This window comes from Agreia sp. Leaf244 (genome assembly GCF_001422695.1).
Taxonomy (GTDB): Bacteria; Actinomycetota; Actinomycetes; order Actinomycetales; family Microbacteriaceae; genus Agreia.
Map to the genome: position 1 here is coordinate 388,815 of NZ_LMLX01000003.1, position 16,350 is coordinate 405,164.

Below are 16,350 nucleotides of genomic sequence, written 5' to 3' on the forward strand. Positions count from 1 at the left end.
CTTATAGACACCGTGACTCTAAAACTGGTTGAGTATCCAAAGATCCCCCATGCGGGGGACATGCATCACTGCCAGCCACTGACAGTGCATCGCTCGCCTGGATGGGGACAAGAACAGGCGCTCGGCGCACCGATGTCACTGGGGTGCGCTCACGCACGCCTCAGCGCCCTGCTCACGCAGCTTTCGACGTCTCATTCGTCCGTTTCGCCAGAGAAGACACCATGCAGAGTCCCCGCACCGCACAGTCGACGACCCCTCTTGTCGACCCGCAGCACGCAGTATCCCTGCGCGCCGTTCCTCCCCTCGCTCCTGACTCACCGACATCCGAGCCGCCGGAGCGCCAGCATCCCGAGTACTTCGACGCGCAGCCCACCTCGACCTCGTCACTGCCGAACCCGGTGCCGCTCATGGAGAATCTCGCCCGCTGCGTGCTCGAGGTGCTGGCCGGCGCACGCGACCTCGACCAGCTCTCACGCTGGGTCGCCGACGACGTCTATCGCCACCTGCTGAAACGCGTGGTCCTGGCTACCCGAGCGAGACAAGCTCGGGGCACCCCCGTCGGCCGGCCATCGTTCCGCATCGGCAACACGATCACGTGCGAGCCGGCAGACGGCGTGGTCGAGGGGGTCGTGATCGTGCACGGCAAAGCGCGCACCCGGGCTGTCGCCATCCGTCTCGAAGGGCTCGACAAGCGCTGGCGCGCGAGCGCGATCAACGTGCTCTGACGCGTCGTTCCCTGAGCCTGTCGAAGGGGCCAGTCGGAGCGGTGCCCTTCGACAAGCTCAGGGAACGGGCGCCCTGAGACAAGCTCAGGGAACGGAGACAAGCTCAGGGAACGGCGGCGGCTACTTCTTCTTGCCCTGCTTGCGGCGGTCGGCGCGGTTGTTGGCAGCCGGGGCGTTGGCGGGGCGCTTGGCCTGCGGGCCCGCGGCAGGCCGCTTCGCGCCCTGCTGACCGGATGCCGCCGGGGCGGCCGCCGGAGCCGAGGCTCCACGGGAGAACGCGGACGAGACGGGAGCGGACTCCTCTTCGGCCTTCTTCGCGCGAGCCGTGGCGGCCTGCTCGATCTGGCCCTTCTGGTTGCGCACCTCGACTCCACCCGAGTCGCTCGGAGCCGAGTAGCTGAGCTTCTCGGTCGCCGTCGAGTCTTCGAGGCCCTTGGCCTGAACGACAGGAGCGTCGACCTCGCCGGCAGGAGTGTTGACCTGCACGTCGAGGTTGAAGAGGAAGCCCACGGTCTCCTCGCGGATCTGGCCCATCATCGACTGGAACAGAGCGAAGCCCTCGCGCTGGTACTCGACCAGCGGGTCGCGCTGCGCCATGGCGCGCAGGCCGATGCCGTCTTTCAGGTAGTCCATCTCATAGAGGTGGTCGCGCCAGCGGCGGTCGATGACCGAGAGCACGACACGGCGCTCGAGCTCGCGCATGGCGGTCTCTCCGAGGGTCTCCTCACGGTTCTTGTAGGCCAGCTGCGCGTCCGAGAGGATCTCTCGACGCACGAAGGCGCGGTCGATGCGACCCTTGCTGCCGCCGGCCTCGGAGACGACCTCGTCGATGGTGATCGACACGGGGTACAGCGTCTTGAGCTCGGTCCACAGGGCATCGAAGTCCCAGTCGTCGCCCGTGCCGGAACCGGCGTGGGTATCGATGACGTCGTCGACGACGTCGACCAGGAACTTCTGCGCACGCTCCTGAAGGTCTTCGCCCTCGAGGATGTGGCGGCGGTCGGAGTAGATGGCCTCACGCTGGCGGTTCAGAACGTCGTCGTACTTCAGAACGTTCTTGCGGATCTCGGCGTTGCGGCCCTCGACCTGCGACTGGGCGCTGCGGATGGCGCGGGAGACGACCTTGGACTCGATCGCGAGGTCGTCGGGAACGTTGCTGCGGCCCATAAGACTCTCAGCCGCACCCGCGTTGAACAGGCGCATCAGGTCGTCGGTGAGCGACAGGTAGAAGCGGCTCTCGCCCGGGTCTCCCTGTCGGCCGGAGCGACCGCGCAGCTGATTGTCGATGCGGCGCGACTCGTGCCGCTCGGTTCCGAGAACATAGAGGCCGCCGGCTTCGACGACCTTGTCGGCCTCTTCTTGAACGTCGGACTTGACCTTCGCGAACACCGCATCCCACTCGGCCTCGTACTCGTCGGGGGTGTCGATGGGGCTGAGACCGCGCGAGTTCATCTCGGCGACGGCGAGGAACTCGGCGTTTCCGCCGAGCATCACGTCTGTTCCACGACCGGCCATGTTGGTGGCGACGGTGACGGAGCCGAGACGACCCGCCTGAGCGACGATCGCGGCCTCGCGAGCGTGGTTCTTGGCGTTCAGCACCTCGTGCCGGATGCCCTTCTTGGCGAGCAGACGAGAGAGGTATTCGCTCTTCTCGACGCTCGTGGTTCCCACGAGAACGGGCTGGCCCTTCTCATGGCGCAGGGCGATATCTTCGACGACCTGGTCGAACTTGGCCTGCTCGTTCTTGTAGACGAGGTCGGACTGGTCGATGCGCTGCATCTTGCGGTTCGTGGGAATGGCGACCACACCGAGCTTGTAGGTCGACATGAACTCGGCCGCCTCGGTCTCGGCGGTACCCGTCATGCCCGACAGCTTGTCGTAGAGACGGAAGTAGTTCTGCAGGGTGACCGTGGCGAGCGTCTGGTTCTCGGCCTTGACGGCGACGCCCTCTTTCGCCTCGATCGCCTGGTGGATGCCCTCGTTGTAGCGGCGGCCGGCGAGGATGCGGCCGGTGTGCTCGTCGACGATCAGCACCTCGCCGTTGAGCACGACGTAGTCCTTGTCTTTCTTGAAGAGCGCGCGCGCCTTGATGGCGTTGTTCAGGAACGAGATGAGCGGTGTGTTCGCCGACTCGTAGAGGTTGTCGATGCCGAGGTAGTCTTCGACCTTCTCGATGCCGGGCTCGAGGATTCCGACGGTGCGCTTCTTCTCGTCGACCTCATAGTCTTCGTCGATGACGAGCCGGGTCGAGATGCCGGCGAACTCGGTGAACCAGCGGTTGGCCTCGCCGGAGGCGGGACCGGAGATGATGAGCGGGGTGCGCGCCTCGTCGATGAGGATCGAGTCGACCTCGTCGACCACGGCGAAGTTGTGGCCGCGCTGCACCATGTCACTGGCCTGCCACGCCATGTTGTCGCGCAGGTAGTCGAAGCCGAACTCATTGTTCGTGCCGTAAGTGATGTCGGCCTCGTACTGAACGCGGCGCTCGGCCGGCGTCTGGCCAGACAGGATGACGCCCGTGGTCATGCCGAGGGCGCGGAAAACGCGGCCCATCAGCTCTGACTGGTAGCTCGCGAGGTAGTCGTTGACCGTGACGACGTGCACACCCTTGCTGGTGAGCGCGTTGAGATAGGCCGGAAGCGTGGCGACGAGGGTCTTGCCCTCACCGGTCTTCATCTCGGCGATGTTGCCGAGGTGCAGCGCCGCACCACCCATGAGCTGAACGTCGAAGTGGCGCAGGCCGAGCGTGCGGCGGGCAGCCTCTCGAACGGCCGCGAAGGCCTCGGGCAGCAGGTGGTCGAGGCTTTCGCCGTCTTCGTAGCGCTTGCGCAGGGCAGGCGTCTCTTCTTTCAATTCCTCGTCAGTGAGGTCTTTGAACCCGTCTTCGAGGGCGTTGATCGCCTTCGCGTAGCTCTCGAGTCTGCGAAGAATACGGCCTTCACCGACACGGAGAACCTTTTCAAGAACTGAAGCCACAGAGAGTCTCCTACTGCTGATATCGCGGCGCATTTGGCCGACAATCCCAGCAATTCTAGCCTGCCTTGCCTGTGCGTCACCGGAACTGCGCCTGAATCCCGGCCGAACACCACGAAGGCCCGACCCTGTGCAGGGCCGGGCCTTCGTCACGCAGGCTTCGTTCGCGCGTCTATCGCGACGACGCTCCGGCCGCAGCGGCCGCGGCGACAGCGCCGTCGGCATCCGTCGCCTGGTCGTCGAGCCCGATCACGCCGTACTCCCAGCCCTTGCGACGGTAGACCACGCTGGGGCGCAGGCTGTCGGCATCGATGAAGAGGTAGAAGTCGTGGCCCACGAGCTCCATGTAGTAGAGCGCGTCGTCGACCGTCATCGGCGCGGCGGGGAACACCTTCTCTCGAATGACGACGGGCGTGTACTCGGTGTAGTCGTCGTCTTCGGAGTAGCTCGGCTGGTCGGGCTCTTCGGCCCGCGGCTTGACGGCTCCGGTGCTGTCGACGCTGTTGAGGACCTCGACATCGGCCGGTGTGATGTCGATGACCGAGAAGCCGCCCGTGGATGCCTCGCGCAAGGAGACCGGGCGATGCTTGCCCCGATGCACCTTCTTTCGGTCTTTGGCGCGGCGTACGCGCTCCATGAGTTTCGCGAGGGCGAGATCGAACGCCGCGTACTTGTCGCTCGCCGCGCTCTCCGCCCGCACGATGGGGCCAGGACCGATCAGCGTGAGTTCGACCCGGTCGTCGCCCGGCGACGCCGTAGCCGAGTTGTGGCGGCAGAGTTTGACCTCGAGTGCGAGGGCCTTGTCGGCGAGGTGCTCGACCTTCTCGGCCTTCTCTGTCGCGTAATCCCGAAACCGATCGGTGATTCCTAGGTTTCGTCCGGTGATGTTGATTTCCAAGGCGATCTCTCCTAGTCCAAGACGCGGCGCCCGAGTCGAGGGCGATTGGATTCCGCGCCTTTTCCCCCACCGTAGACCTGCCGGCTGACTAAGTCACCGTGTAATTCACTGTTTGTTCTCTTGACTTTTGCTGTATGGGCGAGAGCTGCCGAACCCCACACGATGGCGCCCCCGGCCTCGGCTGCACGACGGCATTCGAGCAGGGTCGCGCCTGTCGTCACCACGTCGTCGACGAGCAGCACATGACGGCCCGAGAGCCTCTGCCGAACCGCCTCGACCGAGCCCTGCAGGTTGGCCCACCGCTCCTCGGCGCCGAGGGATGCCTGGTCACGGGGAGCGCGCACGTAGCGGAGCCCGGTGGCCCGGCGAGGCTGGGGCCCCGCCCATCGAAGGAGCGACTCGACGGGGTTGTACCCGCGCAGTCGGAAGGCGCCGCGCGACGACGGGACGACGAGCGTCTCGAGCACGGCACCCGGCGGCAGGCCGGGTTCGAGGGCGGCGACCGCCTGCGTCACGGCGACCCCGAGGAGTCGCCCGAGCGGCTTCGCGGCATCGACGCGCCCGCTCTCTTTGAGCGCGTGCAGCGCCGCCCTGGGCGCACCGGCATAGTCGACCGCGAACCACAGGGGAAGACCGCGCCCGTCTGCCGCCCCTCCGGCGGCGGGCGGGGTCATCAGGTGTCGACCGGCCCGCTCGGGCAGCTGGAGCGCAGCCCGACAGGCATCGCATACCCCTCTGTCGGGCGCGCCGCACCCGGCGCACTCCACGGGCAGAAGCACGGCAAGACCGTCGAGGAGCGCCGTCGAGATCGGGCCACGGGCATCCATGAAGATAGCCTGGCGAGCACCCGGCTCAGCGAGCCCGGTCCCGTGGTATCTGAGGAAAGAACGGCACGCCTGGGCGCCTGTGCGGAGTGGTCTCAGTACTGCGTTGCGAGCAGCGCCACATCGGCGGCGCGCACCTGCCACGTGTTGGCGCTCTGCTGCAGGATCGTGCCGTCGGAGGCGAGCACGCGCAACCCGACGACGTCGTTCGAGCCGACGAGCGACACCACATCCGACGCGTCGGCCAGCTGCGTCGTCGTGCCGCCGATCTGCTGCTGCACGATCGCGTTGTCGCCCGAGGCGGTGAGCGTCGCCGACGCGACCGACAGGGAGTCGACCCACGTCGCATCCACCGCCGTGCCTGGCCCTTCGGCCAGGTCGACGGGCTCGCCGAGCCCCGTGGGCGTGCCGTCTTTGTCGCGGATGACCGACGCGACCACGAGGCGGGGCTCGCCATCCATCGTGAGGAATGCGAGCACCCGGGCGCCGTCGCGCGAGACGTCGAGCGACACGATCTCGCTCGCGCCGTCCCACGTGGCGGTGAAGCTCGACGGCGTTCGTCCGCCCGCGGCGACCCGGACATCGAGCGGCGACCCTCGCGGAACCGTCCACACGAACCCCTCTGGGTCGAGGCTCGGCTCGATGAGGCCGGGGCGGTCGTCGACGAGACCGGGCGTCGACGAGGGGGCTGCCGCGTACACACCGGCGGCCGTTCCCACCGCGGCGAGCTGCAGGCCGGGGACCGAGTCGGAGAACGCGATCGACGTGGCCGGGAGTGACGCCACGTCGTCGCTGATGCCCTCGATCGGCGTGAGCGAACTGCCGGTGAAGAAGCCGAACTGCCCCGAGCGCAGCACGAGCGCCCGACTGTCGACGCGAGGACTCGTGACGGGCGCGGCGTCGCCCGAGGTGGCCAGAGGAACCTCGGTGGAATCGACGGTCAGGCGCACGGTCGACACGCCGCTCAGGGTGAGCAGACTCGCTCGGAGCTGAACCTGCATTCGCTCGAGCGTCGCCTCGCTCGAGTCGAGGACGGGCCCTGACAGGTCGACGGATGCGAGTCCGGCGTCGACGGGAACGCTCGTCACTCCCGTTCCCTCGGGGAATGCGGTGACCACGGCGCCGCCGAGCCAGGCGGAGGGGCCGTTGATCAGAGCGCGCGCGATGCGCGTTCCGGTATTGGATGCGACGCGCGGGAACCAGCGCACGTCGGGCACCAGACGCTGGTAGCTCGGGTCGAAGAAATAGAGGGGATACGAGTTGTAGACCTCGGCGAATTCGTTGGCGAGCATAACGATGCCGTCGGGCGCCGTGTTGATGCGCCACTGGCCGTCCTCCTGCACGAAGGTGTAGCTGCGGGTGACCGGGGCCGCGGCGGGCACGGTGCTGTACTCGCCGTCGGCGTCGACGGTGGCGATAGGGCTGACCTTCAGGTCGATCGAGGTCTCCGACACCGCCTGCGTGCTGCGGCCGCTCTGGTCGATCGTGACTCCGGCGTCGGGCTTCCAGTCGTCGGAGAAGCTCTTGCTGAGGAACGACCTCGCGACCGCGAAGTTGTTCAGGGGGTTCAGCGCGGCGCGGATGAATCCATTGAGGATGTCCTCCTGGCTCTCGTCGACGCCAGGGCCCGAAGGCTGGAAGATGATGTCGATCTCGTCGGTGGTCGAGAGCGCGTCGCCCTTCTCCACCGGACCGGAACTGGGGATGCCCACGCATCCGGCGAGGAGCAGCACGGTCAGCGACGCCATCGCGGCGATCAGGGCTCGGGAGCGTGAACGCATCATGACTTGTCTCCGTTGAAGGCCTGCTCGTCGAACGCGTTGTGCGTCTGCGCCTCGCCGTCGGCATCGAGTGGCGGCAGCGGCAGCGGCGAGACGCCGATCGGCCTGCCCTTGATGCGCGGCAGGGTCAGCCGGAAACACGTCCCGGCCCCTGGCTCGCTCCACAGCTCGAGCTCTCCCCCGTGCAGCGCTGCGTCTTCAAGGGAGATCGCGAGGCCGAGCCCTGTGCCGCCGATGGTGCGTTTGCGCGACGGGTCGGCTCGCCAGAACCTGTCGAAGACCCGGGCGGCCGACTCGGGGGTCATGCCGATTCCGTAATCGCGAACCGCGAGCGCGACGGCCGTGGCCGTGCTGTCGATCGACACGATGATGGGGCGCCCCTCGCCGTGCTCGATCGCATTGCCCAGGAGGTTGCGCACGATGCGCCGGATGCGTCGCGCGTCGATGTCGGCCTCGAAGTACCCGCCCAGCGCGACGAGCCGCAGCTCGCTCCCCGCCTGCTGCGCCAGTTGGCTCATCTCGTCTATGGAGCCCTCCACGAGATGCACGAGACTGGCCGGCTCGGTCTCGAGTTCGGCGGAGCCCGCGTCGAACCGGCTGATCTCGAGCAGGTCGCCGAGCAGCAGCTCGAAGCGCTCCGTCTGCGTGTGCAGCAGCTCGGCCGTGCGCGACGTCGCGGGCGGAAAGGAGTCGCGTTGATCGAACAGCACGTCGCCGGCCAATCTGATCGTCGTGAGGGGCGTGCGCAGCTCGTGGGAGACATCCGACACGAATCGCTGCTGCACCCTCGAGAGATCGGCCAGCTGGGTGATCTGCGACTGGATGCTGTCGGCCATGCCGTTGAAGGATCTCGCCAGCGTCGTGATCACATCGTCGCCCTTCTCGGGGATGCGCACCTCGAGCTCGCCCGCGGCGAGCTTCTCACTCGTCTCGGCGGCCACCCGGATCGGCTCGACGACGAGTCGCACGACGACCCAGGCGATCACGCCGATCAGGAGGCTCAGGGCGAGGGCCGCGATGAGGAGGATCTGCTGGACGAACACGAGTGTGCGATCGGCCTCGGCGAGGTCGTAGCCGAGATACAGCTCGAACTCGCCCGATCCCGGAACCGAGAGAGGCGTGCCCACGACGATTCCGGGTACCGACGAGCTCTGCCCGTCACCGAGGGAGACCGACTGCCAGTACTGAGACTGGTCGTCGCTGCCGGAGGACACCTGGGAGCGCAGTTCCGGCGTGATCACGTCGACCAGCTTGAGCGCAGTGAAGGAGATCGCGGTGTTCGGATCGGACTCCTTTCCCGGCGTGACGTACAGCGCCACCAGCCTCGACGACGTCGATGCGGTGATGGCGTTCTTCACCGAGTTCTGCAGCGACAGGCTGGCTGCCTGCCCGGTCACGTCGGACGAGTCGAAGATCTTCTGCGCCGCCGTCGCAGCGCGCTTCGATTCGATGAGCACCTGGTCGAGCCGCGAGTTGAAGAGGTCGTTGCTGATGCTCGTCGACACGAACGCACCCGTGGCCGACAGGGCCACGGCCGAGAGCGCCACCGTGATCACGATGGTGCGGAACTGCAGCGATCGCCGCCAGCCGCGCGCGATCTGCATGGGCCAGGTGCGCCACTCCCGCACGATCGTCGGGCCTATGCGGCTCGTGCGGCGCCCTTCGACGGTGGCGATGCTGTCTGTCGACACGTCTCGCTACGTGACCTGACCCGCCCGGTAGCCCACGCCACGAACGGTCATGACGATGCGCGGGTTGTCGGGATCTTCCTCGACCTTGGCGCGCAGGCGCTGCACGTGCACGTTCACCAGTCGGGTGTCGGCCTTGTAGTGGTAGCCCCAGACCTGTTCGAGCAGCATCTCGCGGGTGAAGACCTGCTGCGGCTTGGCGGCCAGGGCGTGGAGGAGATCGAATTCGAGAGGGGTGAGTCCGATGCGCGCGTCGCCCCGGCGCACCTCGTGCCCGGCGACATCGAGCTCGAGGTCGCCGACCTGAAGAAGCTCCGGCGAGCCGGCGGCACTGGGCCGCAGGCGGGTGCGGATGCGTGCCACGAGTTCTTTGGGATTGAACGGCTTGACGACGTAGTCGTCTGCCCCCGCCTCGAGCCCCTTCACCACGTCCGTGGTGTCGGCCTTCGCCGTGAGCATGATCACCGGCGTCCCGGACTCCGCGCGGATGAGCCTGCAGACCTCGATGCCGTCGAGACCGGGGAGCATCAGGTCGAGCAGAACGAGGTCGGGCTTCGACTCGCGGAAGATGCCGAGCGCCTCCGCGCCGTCGGCACAGAACACCGGCTCGAATCCTTCGGCGCGCAGAACGATGCCGATCATCTCTGCCAGGGCGGTGTCATCGTCGACGACCAGTATGCGAGCATCCATGCGCTACAGATTAGTCGAGCCGCCCGTCATTGATTCACAGCATCCTGCGGGCGGGGCGGCGTGTGTGGAAGCATGGGAGCACGTGAGATGCCGGGGGGACACCGATACGACATGAAGGAACACCGGTGAACGACAGCCAGAACGGCGGGCCTGAGGCGCCCCCCACCCTTCCGCCGTCGTACGGCAGTGTGCCGCAGGCTCCGTACGGCGGTGTGCCGCAAGCTCCATATGGCGGTGTGCCGCAGGCTGCGTACGGCGCCCCGCCCACGGGCTACCCGAACGTCCCGCCGCCCGCACCCGGCGCCTGGTCGCCACCGCCTCGTCCCGGCCTGCTCCCCCTCCGCCCGTTGGGGTTCGGAACGCTCCTCGGTACCCCGTTCCAGGTTCTGCGGCGCAACCCCGGCGCCACCTTCGGCAGCGCCCTGATCGTTCAACTCGTCACCTCTCTCGTCGCGGTCTTCGTCATCGGCGGCGTCGGCGTCCTCGCCTTCGGTCGCATCGACAGCGCCCTCCCCGAAGACCGCGATGCCGTCACGGCCGGCGCCTGGGCCACGGTGATCCTCGCCAGCCTCGTGCCTCTGGCGCTGTCGATCCTCGGCTCCGCTCTCCTGCAGGGCGTGCTCGTCGTCGAGGTCGCCCGCGGCACCCTGGGCGAGAAGAACCGCATGGGCGCGCTCTGGAAAGCCGCGGGTCGACGACTCTGGCCCCTGATCGCCTGGTTCGCGATCCTCCTCGGCCTGATCGTCGTGGCCGTCGCCGGGGTCATCGGCATCGCGGTGCTCATCGGCATGATCGGAGGGGCGGCGATCGGCTTCGCCGTGCTCTTCGGTGTTCTGGGCACGCTCGTGCTCGCCGCCGCCGGAGTCTGGCTGGGCACGAAGACGGCCCTGGTGCCGTCGATCATCGTGCTCGAGCATCGAGGCGTGATCTCGTCGGTCAGGCGTTCCTGGGGGCTCACCACCCACTCGTTCTGGAAGACCTTCGGCGTGCTCGCCCTCATCGGCGTCATTCTCTACGCGGCGACGCAGATCATCACCACTCCCGTGTCGTTCATCGGCGGACTCGTCGCGAGCTTCCTGTTCCCCACCGGCAGCTCCGAAGACTCCGGTTCCTACATCGCCGTGGTGGCAGTGACCTATGGACTCGCGCTCATCGTCAGCCTCATCCTGGGATCCATCGCGGCCGTCGTGCAGTCGTCGGCCGTCGCGGTCGTCTACATCGACCTCCGGATGCGCCGCGAGGGTCTCGATCTCGACCTCATGCGCTATGTCGAGGCCCGGCAGGCCGGCGGCGCCCACGATGTCGTCGATCCCTACCTCGTCTCCTCCCAGAGAAACGGCTGACCTCTCCTCTCCTATGCGCCCGTTCTCCGCTCTGTCCACGGTTCTTCTCGACGTTCCCGTCGATCCCGACGCGCCTGACGCGCGAAAGCTGCTGCTCGACGAGCTCGGCAAGCCTGAGTACGCGGCGGCCAGGCCGACCCTGATCGACCGCATCGCCCAGGCCATCCAGGACTGGCTCGGGTCCTTCCAGGGCTCGGGCAACGGCTCAGTGCCAGACATCTTCCCGCTGGTCGTGACCGTGCTCGTGGTCGGTCTCATCGTGGCGGCCTTCTTCGTCTTCGGCCGCCCCCGCCTGCAGCGCAGGAGCGCCGTCGCCGGCGCTCTGTTCTCCGACGACGACGACACGCGCACCTCGGCAGAACTGCGTGCGTCGGCCCACCGAGCCGCCGCCGCCGGCGACTTCGTCGTGGCGATCGAAGAGATGTTCCGCGCCGTCGCCCGCCAGCTCGCCGAGCGCACCGTCGTGTCGGTCACTCCCGGCACCACGGCGCAGGAGTTCGCCGCCCGAGCCGGTCGCACCTTCCCCGAGCACGGCGACCGTCTGGTGCGGGGAGCCCGCTCTTTCGACGGCGTGCGCTACCTTGACCGGCCGGGCAGCCGCGAGGAGTTCGACGAGATCTCGGCACTCGATCGAGACCTGCTCGCTGCGCGGCCGGCTCGACTCGAGCGCGTCGCCGACTCGGGAGCCGCACTGTGAGCGCGCCCGCGACCGTGCAGGAGTCGCCCTCCCGGGCCGAGGCGACGACGCCCACGCTCCGCGCCACGGCGCGACGCTGGCGGTTCTGGCTCATTCTCGCCGCGGTCGCCGTGATCGGCCTGCTCTTCGTCACCGTCGCATCCGGAACCGGAACCGGCAGCAGGTCGCCGTATTCGATCACGAATGCCGCGCCCGACGGCAGCAAGGCGGTGGCCGAGGTCTTGCGGCAACAGGGTGTCGACGTCGTGCAGGCAGACACGCTCCCGCAGGCGCGCGCAGCAGTGGATGCGGCACCCGGCGCGACCCTCGCCTTCGCCGACCCCGGCGGCTATCTGACCGACGACCAGCTGGCCGACGCCGCGGAGCTCGCCGACCGGGTCGTGCTCTTCCTGCCGGGGTTCAATGAACTGCGCGCCTTCGCGCCCGGAGTCGCCGCGGCCGGCGCACCCCGCGACATCGACGGCGTCGACGCCGGATGCTCCCTGCCGGCCGCCGAACGTGCGGGCACCATCATCGGTGGTGGACAGTCCTACCGCGCGGCCGCCGACGGTGACGCCCAGCTCTGTTTCCGCAGCTCGGACGACGCCTACTACGTGGTGAGCACCGAGACCCCGAGCGGCACGGTCACCGTTCTCGGCGCGGCCGACGTGCTGAGCAACGAGGGCATCACCGGAGCAGGAAACGCGGCGCTCGCACTGGGCCTCCTGGGCGAAGACGACACGCTCGTCTGGTACGTTCCCACGGCAGACGACGTCGTGGCCGACGGGCCGGCCGACGTCGCGTCGCTCACTCCCGACTGGGTGACTCCCGTGCTTCTGCTCGCCGTCTTCACCTTCCTCGCCGCCGCAATCTGGCGAGGGCGCAGGCTCGGTGCGCTCGTGGTCGAGAATCTCCCGGTCACCGTGCGTTCGCGCGAGACCATGGAGGGCCGCGCACGGCTCTACGCCAAGGCCGGCGCCCACACCCACGCACTCGACTCGCTGCGCATCGGAACCATCTCGCGCCTGTCGTCCGTGCTCGGACTCCCCCGCAATGCCTCGGTAGAGGAGGTCGCCTCATCGGCGGCCGCCGTGCTGCCCGGCTGGTCGCTCGGCGACATCCGGGCCGTTCTGGTCGATGCGATGCCGTCGGGCGAGGGCGATCTGATCGCTCTCTCCGACCGACTCCTTCTTCTCGAGAACGCCGTGACGAGCGCGGTGCGGCCGTGACGACCGAGACCGGCCCAGCCACCGCATCCGACCCCGCCGCACCCGCCAAGCCACCCCACCTGCCCGTGTCCCCACCGAAAGGCCGACCATGACAGACCAGCCAGAACAGACCCCCGATCAGCTCCGCGAGGCCCTCGGCCGAGTGCGCGCAGAGGTCGGCAAGGCCGTCGTCGGCCAGGATGGTGCGGTGACCGGGCTCATCGTGGCGTTGCTCGCGAAGGGTCACGTGCTGCTCGAAGGCGTGCCCGGCGTCGCAAAGACCCTGCTGGTGCGCTCGCTGAGCCACGCGCTCTCACTCGACACGACCCGCGTGCAGTTCACCCCCGACCTGATGCCCGGCGACGTGACGGGCTCTCTCGTCTACGACGCCAAGTCGGGCGACTTCGAGTTCCGCGAGGGGCCCGTGTTCACAAACATCCTGCTCGCCGACGAGATCAACCGCACTCCCCCCAAGACGCAGTCGGCCCTGCTCGAGGCGATGGAGGAGCGGCAGGTGAGCGTCGACGGTCTCAGCCGCCCGCTCCCCGACCCCTTCATGGTGGCGGCGACCATGAACCCGATCGAGTACGAGGGAACCTACACGCTTCCCGAAGCCCAACTCGACCGGTTCATGCTCAAGCTCGTACTCGACCTTCCTCCGCGCGACACCGAGATCGCCGTGCTGCAGCGGCACGCGGCCGGCTTCAACCCGCGCGACCTTGCCGGTGCCGGTCTCTCGGCCGTGCTCGGAGCATCCGAGTTGCGCCAGGCCCAGGCATCCGCAGCCGCGGTCGGCGCCAGCCCCGACGTGCTCGCTTACATCGTCGACCTGGCCAGGGCCACCAGACAGAGCCCCTCGGTCAAACTCGGCGTGAGCCCGCGTGGCGCCACGGCCCTCGTCGCATCGGCCAAGGCATGGGCCTGGCTCAACGGATCCCCCGCGATCACTCCCGACCACGTGCAGGCGATGGTGCTGCCCGTGCTCCGCCACCGCATCCAGCTCCGGCCCGAAGCCGAGCTCGAGGGCGTCTCCGTCGACTCGATCCTCCGTTCGATCCTCAGCCAGGTGCAGGTTCCCATCTGATGTCGCTTCGAGAGCTGACCCTCTGATGGCTGTAACCGGACGCTACGTGCTGCTCGTCGCCCTCGGCGTCGTTCCCGTCGTCATCCTGGGCGAGGCCTACCGCCAGGCCGAGATCACACTCGTGCTGTGGCTGCTGCTGACCATTGCGGTCGGTGTCGTCGACCTGATCCTGGCCGCGTCACCGCGTCGACTGGTCGTCGAGCGGGTGCTGCCGCACAGGGTTCGTCTCGGAGAGACGGTCGCGAGCGAGGTCTATCTCACGAACGAGAACGGCAGAACACTGCGGGCTCTCGTTCGCGACGCCTGGCAGCCCTCGGCAGGTGCCGCCGTCACCCGTCAGTCCCTCGTCGTTCCCCCGTCGGAGCGCCGGATGCTGCGCACCGCCCTCACCCCGTTCCGACGCGGAGACCGCAGAACGGCCGGCCTCACGGTGAGAAGCTTCGGGCCGCTGGGGCTCTGGGCCAGGCAGGCCACGCTGTCGAGCCCGGGGCGCGTGCGCGTGCTTCCTCCCTTCACCTCGCGCAAGCACCTGCCGTCGCGCCTGGCCCGTCTGCGCGAGCTCGACGGCGCGACGAGCGTGCAGATCAGAGGCCAGGGAACCGAGTTCGACAGCCTGCGCGAATACGTGCGCGGCGACGACGTGCGTTCGATCGACTGGCGCGCCACGGCGCGGCAAGGGGATGCCCGGGCCGGGCACGAGCAGAAACTCATGGTTCGCACGTGGAGACCCGAGCGCGACCGACGAATCGTGATCGTGATCGACACCGGACGAACGCAGGCCGCCCGCATCGACGACGAGCCCCGAATCGACACGTCGATCGAGGCCTCGCTGCTGCTGGCCGCCCTCGCGACGCGGGCCGGCGACCGTGTCGACCTGATCGCGTGGGACCGCCGCATCCGGGGTCGTGTGACCGGCGCGACCGGAGGCGAGCTGCTGAACCGCATGGTCGACACGATGGCCACGGTCGACCCCGAGCTGCTCGAGACCGACTGGTCTTCGGTGGCGGGGCAGGTTCGCGCGGTGACGAATCAGCGCGCTCTCGTCGTGCTCCTCACCACGATCGACACCCCGGCGTCCTCCAGCGGGCTGCTGAGCGTGCTGCCCCAGCTGACTCAGCGCCACACCGTCGTCGTGGCCGCCGTGTCCGATCCCGAGGTGCTCCGGGCCGTGTCGCAGCGCGGCGACCGCGACGAGACCTACCGCGCCGCATCGGCCGAACGCTCGCTGCTCGACATGGAACGGGTGACCACGGCCATCCGACGACTGGGCGGCGACGTGGTCACGGGCTCCCCCGCCGCGCTGCCCCCGATGCTCGCAGACCGCTACCTCGCCCTCAAGGCCGCCGGAAAGCTCTGACCGAGCGCCGCGCGCGGGGCGCAGGCATCCATCCGTCGATAGATGTCGTCATCTGCGGTTGAAAGTGCATCGAGTGACGGATGGATGCGTCGACCAAGGCGCCTGTGGATGGTTTCGACGAGGGCTGTCAGAGGTCGGGCACCATGTGGGGGTGAAATGTCCCGAGCCTCTGCCCGCGCATCTTGCGGGCCGGGCCTTCGGTGTGCACGAATCGGACGCCGCGGGAGTGAGGCGGGGGCGGCTACGGGCACGCGATCTGAGCTCTGCGCACCGAGGGGTGCGAGTTCCCGCTGGCATGGAGTACACCGAGCAGCTCGCGCGGTCCGCCTACATGGCGCGGTATCGCCCGGGGCAGGTGTTCTCGCACCTGACAGCGGCGCGAGTCTGGGGCATGCCTCTTCCGACGGTCTTCACCAGACGTGAGGGCGTTCACGTGTCGGTCAGAGCGCCGAATACCCGGCCTCGGGGACACGGCGTGACCGGACACGAGTTGAGCGATCCGTGCGCCACAGCGGTCATGCGCTTCGGGGTGCCGGTCACCGATGCGGCCACGACGTGGTGCCACCTGGCGGCATTGCTGTCACACGATGACCTCGTCGCCGCAGCCGACCACCTCGTGCTGACGCCAGCGAGGCAGCGCGCCGGAGATCGCCGCCCCTACGTCACCGTCGAGCAGTTGCGCCATCGCGTCGACACCTATCACGGGCCGGGCGCGCGGGCCGCACGCAAGGCACTGGTCGATGTACGAGACGGCGCCGAGTCGAGACGGGAGACGACGCTGCTTCGCCTTCTCCTCCAGCGGGCCGGGCTTCCCGAGCCAGACCTCAACGTCGACGTCTATGACAGCGAGGGCCGGTGGATCGGGCGCTTCGACCAGGTGCACAGGAGATGGATGGTGATCGTCGAGTACGACGGCGAGCAGCACCGGCTCGATGATCGGCAGTACGACCGCGATGAGATCAAGATCGAAGACGCGGTCCAAGCCGGTTGGAGTGTGGTGCGCATCAGAAAGGGGGCGATGTCCGCCGCAGGAAAGAGCGCGATCGCACGGGTCGAGCGCGCCCTTCGCTCTCGCGGATGGCACCCCTGACTTCAGTCGCGCG

At 68.2% G+C, this 16,350-nt stretch carries 13 protein-coding genes; 7 read left to right on the forward strand and 6 right to left on the reverse strand.

Annotation, left to right across the window (positions count from 1 at the left end; translation table 11 throughout):
• Positions 1-221 precede the first annotated feature (221 nt).
• A complete protein-coding gene (locus ASF06_RS11875; protein ID WP_235500988.1) occupies positions 222-725 on the forward strand; it encodes an Rv3235 family protein in 504 nt (167 codons plus the stop codon).
• Positions 726-845: 120 nt separating this feature from the next.
• Here the strand turns inward: ASF06_RS11875 and secA are convergent, their stop codons facing one another.
• From secA to mtrA, 6 genes are all read right to left on the reverse strand, one after another.
• The gene (secA, locus tag ASF06_RS11880) at positions 846-3,701 is read right to left on the reverse strand and encodes a preprotein translocase subunit SecA (RefSeq protein ID WP_055947149.1); all 2,856 of its coding nucleotides are present in this window, start codon (positions 3,699-3,701) and stop codon (positions 846-848) included.
• A gap of 169 nt (positions 3,702-3,870) precedes the next feature.
• The gene (gene hpf, locus ASF06_RS11885) at positions 3,871-4,596 is read right to left on the reverse strand and encodes a ribosome hibernation-promoting factor, HPF/YfiA family (RefSeq protein ID WP_055947151.1); all 726 of its coding nucleotides are present in this window, start codon (positions 4,594-4,596) and stop codon (positions 3,871-3,873) included.
• A gap of 11 nt (positions 4,597-4,607) precedes the next feature.
• Positions 4,608-5,423 (reverse strand): ComF family protein, encoded by an 816-nt coding sequence (locus tag ASF06_RS11890; RefSeq protein ID WP_157439183.1) that lies wholly within the window; start codon positions 5,421-5,423, stop codon positions 4,608-4,610.
• A 92-nt stretch (positions 5,424-5,515) separates the two neighbouring features.
• Positions 5,516-7,204 (reverse strand): GerMN domain-containing protein, encoded by a 1,689-nt coding sequence (locus tag ASF06_RS11895; protein WP_082500891.1) that lies wholly within the window; start codon positions 7,202-7,204, stop codon positions 5,516-5,518.
• Positions 7,201-8,892 carry an MtrAB system histidine kinase MtrB gene (mtrB, locus tag ASF06_RS11900; protein ID WP_326941729.1) on the reverse strand — a complete coding sequence of 564 codons (1,692 nt, stop codon included), beginning with the start codon at positions 8,890-8,892 and terminating at the stop codon, positions 7,201-7,203. Before mtrB ends, ASF06_RS11895 begins: the two co-directional genes overlap by 4 nt.
• A gap of 6 nt (positions 8,893-8,898) precedes the next feature.
• Positions 8,899-9,579, reverse strand: coding sequence for an MtrAB system response regulator MtrA (gene mtrA, locus ASF06_RS11905; RefSeq protein ID WP_055930972.1), 681 nt, complete (start codon positions 9,577-9,579; stop codon positions 8,899-8,901).
• A 125-nt stretch (positions 9,580-9,704) separates the two neighbouring features.
• On the opposite strand from mtrA, the gene ASF06_RS11910 reads away from it, so the two are divergent.
• The 6 genes from ASF06_RS11910 (at position 9,705) to ASF06_RS11935 (ending at position 16,337) form a co-directional block, all read left to right on the forward strand.
• Positions 9,705-10,922, forward strand: a complete 1,218-nt coding sequence (locus ASF06_RS11910; RefSeq protein ID WP_055947158.1) for a hypothetical protein — start codon at positions 9,705-9,707, stop codon at positions 10,920-10,922.
• A gap of 13 nt (positions 10,923-10,935) precedes the next feature.
• Positions 10,936-11,619 carry a DUF4129 domain-containing protein gene (locus ASF06_RS11915; protein ID WP_055947161.1) on the forward strand — a complete coding sequence of 228 codons (684 nt, stop codon included), beginning with the start codon at positions 10,936-10,938 and terminating at the stop codon, positions 11,617-11,619.
• Entirely contained in the window at positions 11,616-12,827 is a 1,212-nt protein-coding gene (locus tag ASF06_RS11920; protein WP_082500892.1) for a DUF4350 domain-containing protein, read from the forward strand. Before ASF06_RS11915 ends, ASF06_RS11920 begins: the two co-directional genes overlap by 4 nt.
• Before the next feature lie 88 nt (positions 12,828-12,915).
• Entirely contained in the window at positions 12,916-13,890 is a 975-nt protein-coding gene (locus ASF06_RS11925) for an AAA family ATPase (protein ID WP_055947163.1), read from the forward strand.
• A 25-nt stretch (positions 13,891-13,915) separates the two neighbouring features.
• The gene (locus ASF06_RS11930) at positions 13,916-15,247 is read left to right on the forward strand and encodes a DUF58 domain-containing protein (protein ID WP_055947165.1); all 1,332 of its coding nucleotides are present in this window, start codon (positions 13,916-13,918) and stop codon (positions 15,245-15,247) included.
• A 475-nt stretch (positions 15,248-15,722) separates the two neighbouring features.
• Positions 15,723-16,337: a hypothetical protein gene (locus tag ASF06_RS11935; RefSeq protein ID WP_157439184.1), complete on the forward strand. Its 615-nt coding sequence runs from the start codon at positions 15,723-15,725 to the stop codon at positions 16,335-16,337.
• Positions 16,338-16,350 lie beyond the last annotated feature (13 nt).

Coding starts and splice junctions, on each gene's coding strand:
- ASF06_RS11875 (WP_235500988.1), top strand. CDS start 222: ATGCAGAGTCCCCGCACCGCACAGTCGACGACCCCTCTTGTCGACCCG.
- ASF06_RS11930 (WP_055947165.1), top strand. CDS start 13,916: ATGGCTGTAACCGGACGCTACGTGCTGCTCGTCGCCCTCGGCGTCGTT.
- ASF06_RS11915 (WP_055947161.1), top strand. CDS start 10,936: ATGCGCCCGTTCTCCGCTCTGTCCACGGTTCTTCTCGACGTTCCCGTC.
- mtrA (WP_055930972.1), bottom strand. CDS start 9,579: ATGGATGCTCGCATACTGGTCGTCGACGATGACACCGCCCTGGCAGAG.
- ASF06_RS11895 (WP_082500891.1), bottom strand. CDS start 7,204: ATGATGCGTTCACGCTCCCGAGCCCTGATCGCCGCGATGGCGTCGCTG.
- ASF06_RS11890 (WP_157439183.1), bottom strand. CDS start 5,423: ATGGATGCCCGTGGCCCGATCTCGACGGCGCTCCTCGACGGTCTTGCC.
- ASF06_RS11925 (WP_055947163.1), top strand. CDS start 12,916: ATGACAGACCAGCCAGAACAGACCCCCGATCAGCTCCGCGAGGCCCTC.